This window comes from Bacillus sp. 7_6_55CFAA_CT2 (genome assembly GCF_000238655.1).
Lineage (GTDB): Bacteria > Bacillota > Bacilli > Bacillales > Bacillaceae_G > Bacillus_A > Bacillus_A cereus.
In genome coordinates, this window is sequence record NZ_JH414716.1 from 1,888 (window position 1) to 7,164 (window position 5,277).

The following is a 5,277-nucleotide window of genomic DNA, read 5'->3' on the forward strand; positions in this document are numbered from 1 at the left end:
ATCTATATTTTGTTATTTTACTCCATCTCTTTCTAATGCTTCTTTTAGCATTCCTTCAGCTTCTTTTCTAATTTCTTCAGGTGTCATCTGGTCCACTGGTTTATAATTACCGTTTTTATCGTAGTCGGCTGTGTTAGTTTTTGGCTCATTTGTAGATGGCGGAACAGATTTATTAGAGTTCTCGTGTGTTATAACTTGAGATGCAGGAGATCCCTCTGTTTTAGACCTGTTTTGCTTTGTTAACTCTTCTTCTAACTTTTTCACTTGATCATCAAGAGCTTTATTTTCTGTTTCTAATGTTTTTATGTTTTTGTGAAGTACCTCATTTTCTTCAACGATTTGTTCATTAAAGTTTAGTCGGTTCATAGGTTCTTTTTCTGGTGATATACCTACTATAATAATTGCCATTAACATTAGTAATCCTGAAAAAACGAAATGATCTTTTGCTTGTTTTTTTAATAAGTAGTTTAATAAATCCTTTAATTAAATAATAAATCCCGATAATTATAGTGTAAGTGAACGTCATAAACATGGTATGGAAAATCGTTCTAGATGTGAGGCTTGGGAATTCTCCAATTGTTTCATAAAGCGCACCATATGTAACCATCAAAATTGCAGCATACATTATCGTCAACATTAAGACGACAATTAAAAATCTTTTAAATAGTGTCAAAGCTATTCCTCCTGTAAATCTTAGATGTATTAGATAATTTAATAAAAAAATAAAAGCACTCTTTTGAGTGCCTATTTTAAGCAGATACAGTAGCTTTACCTTTACGGAAGATACCCATTAATCCACCGATCATTAAAGCTATAAACGCGCAAATAAGACCAAAAATACCACCAATAAGACCTAATACAAATTCAGTTGTTCGTTTCATGATAATCTCTTTAATTATGTAAAATGTAAGATTTCCGAGCTTATCATAGCAAACAATCAATTCTAATATTGTCATATTATGTCGAACGGAAACAAAAAAGCACTCATAAGAGTGCTTATCCATAAATCTAATGTTTTTTACTAGATTTTTTATGTCCTTTATTTCGTTCACAAGTTACACCATTGCCATCACGATCTAAATGCGAGGCATAAGCTGGGCTATCTGGAGCTATATCATAGTAACCGGCATTATTTGCATCTGTACAGTTTGCAAAGTGAACTTTCTCTTGTTTAGGTGCAGCTTGTTGCTGAGGTGCTGTATTAGCTGCAGCTTTTTGTTGTTCCTGTTCTTTTGCTCGAGCTGCTTCTTGTTGTTTCTTTTGTTCTTCTTGTTGTCTTTGAGCCTCTTCTTGTTTGCGTTGTTCTTCCAATTGCTTTTGTTCTTCGGCCTTTTTCTGTTCTTCTAACTTCTTTTGTTCCTCATCTTGTTTGTCTTCTTCTATTTTCTTTTGTTTCTCTTCTTTTTTTGCTACTTTGTGTTTGTTTAAGAACTTTTTAATCAAATCCACTCCCGAAAAAATAATAGTTGATGCTACAATAAATCCAGCAGCAACTAGGGTACTATTAGAACTTGATCTTATTGAAAATATAGTTGTTCCAAGAACAATTAATATTCCAAATATAAAGAGGGCTAAGCTGAAATACTCCCATCGTTCAATTCTTTTCAAATTAGTATCTCTTTTTAATGCTAAAAAAATACAAATATACAATTTATAGATTAATAACAGAAAGAAACCCAATAATATTATATACACAAAGATTTTCAAAATTAAGTTTTCTAACTTAAATAAAACTATTATTTCTCCTAAATAATTTATTCCAATCGCTATAATCTTACTAAAACAAATTGCTACAATAGCCATAATTAAGAAAAAGCTTATCAATAGTAACAATTTACGTTTAGCATTTTTTGTGGATTTAAAATCCATAATTATTTGATTGATCCATATCAAGGACTCCTTAAAATACTCTTTTAAAAATACGAATCTTTCTTTCCCTTGATTAGAATAATTATTTATCTCTTTTTCATATTCAGGTAATTGATGAAGCATTTCAAAAAGTTTTTTTAAGTAGGTAATAACTTGTACAAAAGCAGCAATAAAAAAAGAGTCAATAGATATCCTGCCATACTGGTGTTCCCTTGGCTTGCATTATTTAATATATTAGTTTTAGATGTCTTATATCCTAGAAAAATATTAAGCATAATGAATACGGGTGAGACTAGCAGCTCATTGATATCTCTATCACTTTTTTTTACAGGAAAAGAATAAACACCAGCTACTGATAGTCCAACAGATAAAATTAAAGCGTATATATAGGAATATTCATCAGGAACATTATATTGAACAAAAAAGTGCAAAAGTATAAGATACAGACTACTTATTGATAGCCATACAGCTATATACAATTTTACTATGTAAAACATTAAACGTTTAAATGAATGAAATTTATTTTTTAAAGAAAAGATTAATCGCATGAGAATCATTGGAACATTCAAAGTTTTCGACGACAGATTCACAAAAAGCATAAGGGTATTCAAAATCATAAATATTATAAAAAGTACAAACCAATTATTATATAAATTTTGGGTAAATAAAGATGCTACTAATGCCACAGAAAGGGATCCAATAGCAGAAAAAAATGTACTATATATACCATTGTAAAATTGCATAATGAATAATTCACGAATTCCTATTTGTTCTTTATTATAAATATTAATCTTGCTAGCAATTATCGCCGTGAATTCTAAAAATAGACAACAAATATTCCGTAATGCGTTTTTTATTTCCATTCCATCACTCTTCTTTCTGTGTAAAATTTTTCCAAATTATAAGGAAAAACATTTATATCTTTTCGAAATTATGCACTCCATAAGAACAATTATATACCAAAAATGCGATATGTCCGTTTGAGATTGTTTCATTTTTAAATTTGATTATATAGTTATTTGTGGAAAGGGAATCTTAAGTGTATATTTAAACTATATTTTAATGTTGAGAGAGGGAATTGTATTGGGATCAATGAAAGAAGATTATCAGTTGATTTATTTTAAAACAGAGATCGATAAGAGGAGTGAGGAATATTGGAATAAAGTAAAGGAAGAGGAAAATAAAATAAGAAGATGGAAAAGTATAGGTATATTTATTCTAGGACTATATATTTTGTATTTATTTTTTGAACCAATTAATCTTGGGGTTATTCAATCTAACATAGATAGAGGAACAATCATTTTCGCTTGTATTGTAGGTGTGGTTTTGCAATTGTTTTTTTCAAAATGTATACATGAATTTGCCTTCAGAAAAGCAATGAAAAAGGTAGAGGCCTCAAATTATACGAATGAAAATGACAATCCGCAGGGAAATGGGGATAAAAAATGGAATTTCGCATTTTTAATGAAATTTATATTTAAGTGGTTTTTTAATTTTGATCATACAATAGCTAGTTACTATAAAGAAAAGATAGAGAAACAAATATTTTCCGAATCGAATTGTACATGTAAAGAAAATTTTAGATATTTAAGTAGAAAGAACCATAAATGTGTTTGTTGTTATGACTTAGTTAAATTTTCCAATAGTTATTTTATAGTATTTTCTAATTGGTTTAATGTACTATTTACCGTGGCTTTAATGGGTATACTATTAATTATTATTCAATTCAAAGGTCATTTTTTAATGGCTGCTGAGTTCTTGATGATATCTCAATATGCTTTATTAGCATATAGATTAGTAACACGTTCTTTAGAAATTGGACGAGCTATTTTATGCGGATGTTGTTCGAGTAGATTAGTTAAAATTTTTTATTTTAACTCCAAATTTATTAACAGTAAGACAGAAAAAGATATGGAGGAATTATATCTCCATAAGTGGAAAAATTCATATATTAGGAAACCAACACGTATTTCTTTAGCTGTACATACTTTGTTTGAGTTAGTACTAATGTTTACAATGATGTATATGTTAACATTTATTGTATTTAAACTAGATAACCAGAGTGTAATTTCGCAGTATATTACAAATAATTATATGTATGAGTGTCTATTATACAGTCTCTCTGTCTCATTTTTTAATATATCATTTATAAATTACAAATTTTTAATATGGAATATATTACATGTTTGGCAAGTGACAATGAGTATGGTACTGATTATCCTTTCAATTGCTGGATATCTTGGTGAAGAAGATGATGTGTATAGAAGGGAAAGTAATTTTTATGCTAGGGTTATTAAATAATAAAATTATAAAAGCATCTTAAGAATAAGATGGATGACCGGTATTCATGCCTCATAATCTTAGCCACCTTTAATTAAATTGTGTCGTTTTGTAAATAGTATAGCCTTAAAAAAGGTAGCGGAAAATTTTTATTTTTTAATACTGCCTTTTGTAGGGTAGAAAAATAAATCGGTATATTAAGGATATATAACAAAATTATTGTAATAAATTTGAGATTAATGATGTTAGGATTGCTAGAGTAAAACGTATTAATTAATCCTAACAAATGCGTGCGTAATACCATTAAAATATACTAAACTATGCAGCAGTATCTATATAAAATGCAGAGGTAATCATTTTACTATATTTAAGGCCCTGTTATTTGGATAGCAGGGTCTTTGTTAATTATTTAAAAAGGAAAGCATTTATTGTAATTGGTACTTTTCAATGAAATGATATAAAAATGAAATTAGGGAGATTAAAAAAGACACCCAAAGGTGCCTTCCTCCGACTTGATAATTATATTTTATGTATGAAACCATCACTGTAGGATCTAAGATGAGGGTGAGCGATTTATACCGTCTGGTTTAGAACGGTAAAGAATTACTTATTGATTGTGAACCATTGGCTCTTATAGAAGTTGCCCCCAACTTTAACAAGAGCAATGTAATTGCCTGGCTCGTATGCTGATGTGATATCAGCGTACCATACAGCTTGGTTGACTCCGTCGATATATGCTGGGAATGGATACATAGTTTGATAGCGAACCAATGAATAATCATCCATAATGCGATAAATCTTCATTGGATTGCCGTCCATTGTATTGTCCCAACCCATTTTTACTTGGAAGAAGTCACCTGTTTTGTAAGAAGGTTTAACATCATCAGCTAAATAAATTGGGAAATCCCAAGCAAATTGATTTACATCATAAATTTTTGCTGGATCATTCCAAGTTGTTGATGCTGCTTGTACATTTGATGCAGCATCTGTTGGCTTTGCGTCTAATGCAGCTAAACCTGTGAAACCACCTAATGCTAATGCTCCGACTAATGCTAATTTCCCTAATTTCATTAAAAATCCCCCTAAATATTTCTATAATTATAATTAATTACCATATAATGATATATC

General features: G+C 29.5%; 5 protein-coding genes and 1 pseudogene. 1 reads left to right on the plus strand and 5 read right to left on the minus strand.

The features are described 5' to 3' along the window. Positions 1–12 precede the first annotated feature (12 nt). The 4 genes and pseudogenes from HMPREF1014_RS32705 to HMPREF1014_RS32345 all read right to left on the minus strand — a co-directional run bounded on the left by HMPREF1014_RS32705 (position 13) and on the right by HMPREF1014_RS32345 (position 2,732). Positions 13–414 carry a hypothetical protein gene (locus HMPREF1014_RS32705; protein ID WP_009327663.1) on the minus strand — a complete coding sequence of 134 codons (402 nt, stop codon included), beginning with the start codon at positions 412–414 and terminating at the stop codon, positions 13–15. Between the two features lie 335 nt (positions 415–749). Beyond that, entirely contained in the window at positions 750–881 is a 132-nt protein-coding gene (locus tag HMPREF1014_RS32340; RefSeq protein WP_000831861.1) for a hypothetical protein, read from the minus strand. A 127-nt stretch (positions 882–1,008) separates the two neighbouring features. Continuing rightward, positions 1,009–1,407: pseudogene (locus HMPREF1014_RS31775) on the minus strand (excalibur calcium-binding domain-containing protein); the annotation flags it as partial. A gap of 599 nt (positions 1,408–2,006) precedes the next feature. Beyond that, positions 2,007–2,732 carry a hypothetical protein gene (locus HMPREF1014_RS32345; RefSeq protein ID WP_000403594.1) on the minus strand — a complete coding sequence of 242 codons (726 nt, stop codon included), beginning with the start codon at positions 2,730–2,732 and terminating at the stop codon, positions 2,007–2,009. 229 nt (positions 2,733–2,961) lie between these two features. On the opposite strand from HMPREF1014_RS32345, the gene HMPREF1014_RS27165 reads away from it, so the two are divergent. Then, positions 2,962–4,170, plus strand: coding sequence for a hypothetical protein (locus HMPREF1014_RS27165; RefSeq protein WP_218920802.1), 1,209 nt, complete (start codon positions 2,962–2,964; stop codon positions 4,168–4,170). Between the two features lie 582 nt (positions 4,171–4,752). Here the strand turns inward: HMPREF1014_RS27165 and HMPREF1014_RS27170 are convergent. Beyond that, positions 4,753–5,220, minus strand: coding sequence for a DUF5065 family protein (locus HMPREF1014_RS27170; protein WP_000765900.1), 468 nt, complete (start codon positions 5,218–5,220; stop codon positions 4,753–4,755). Between the last annotated feature and the right edge of the window lie 57 nt (positions 5,221–5,277).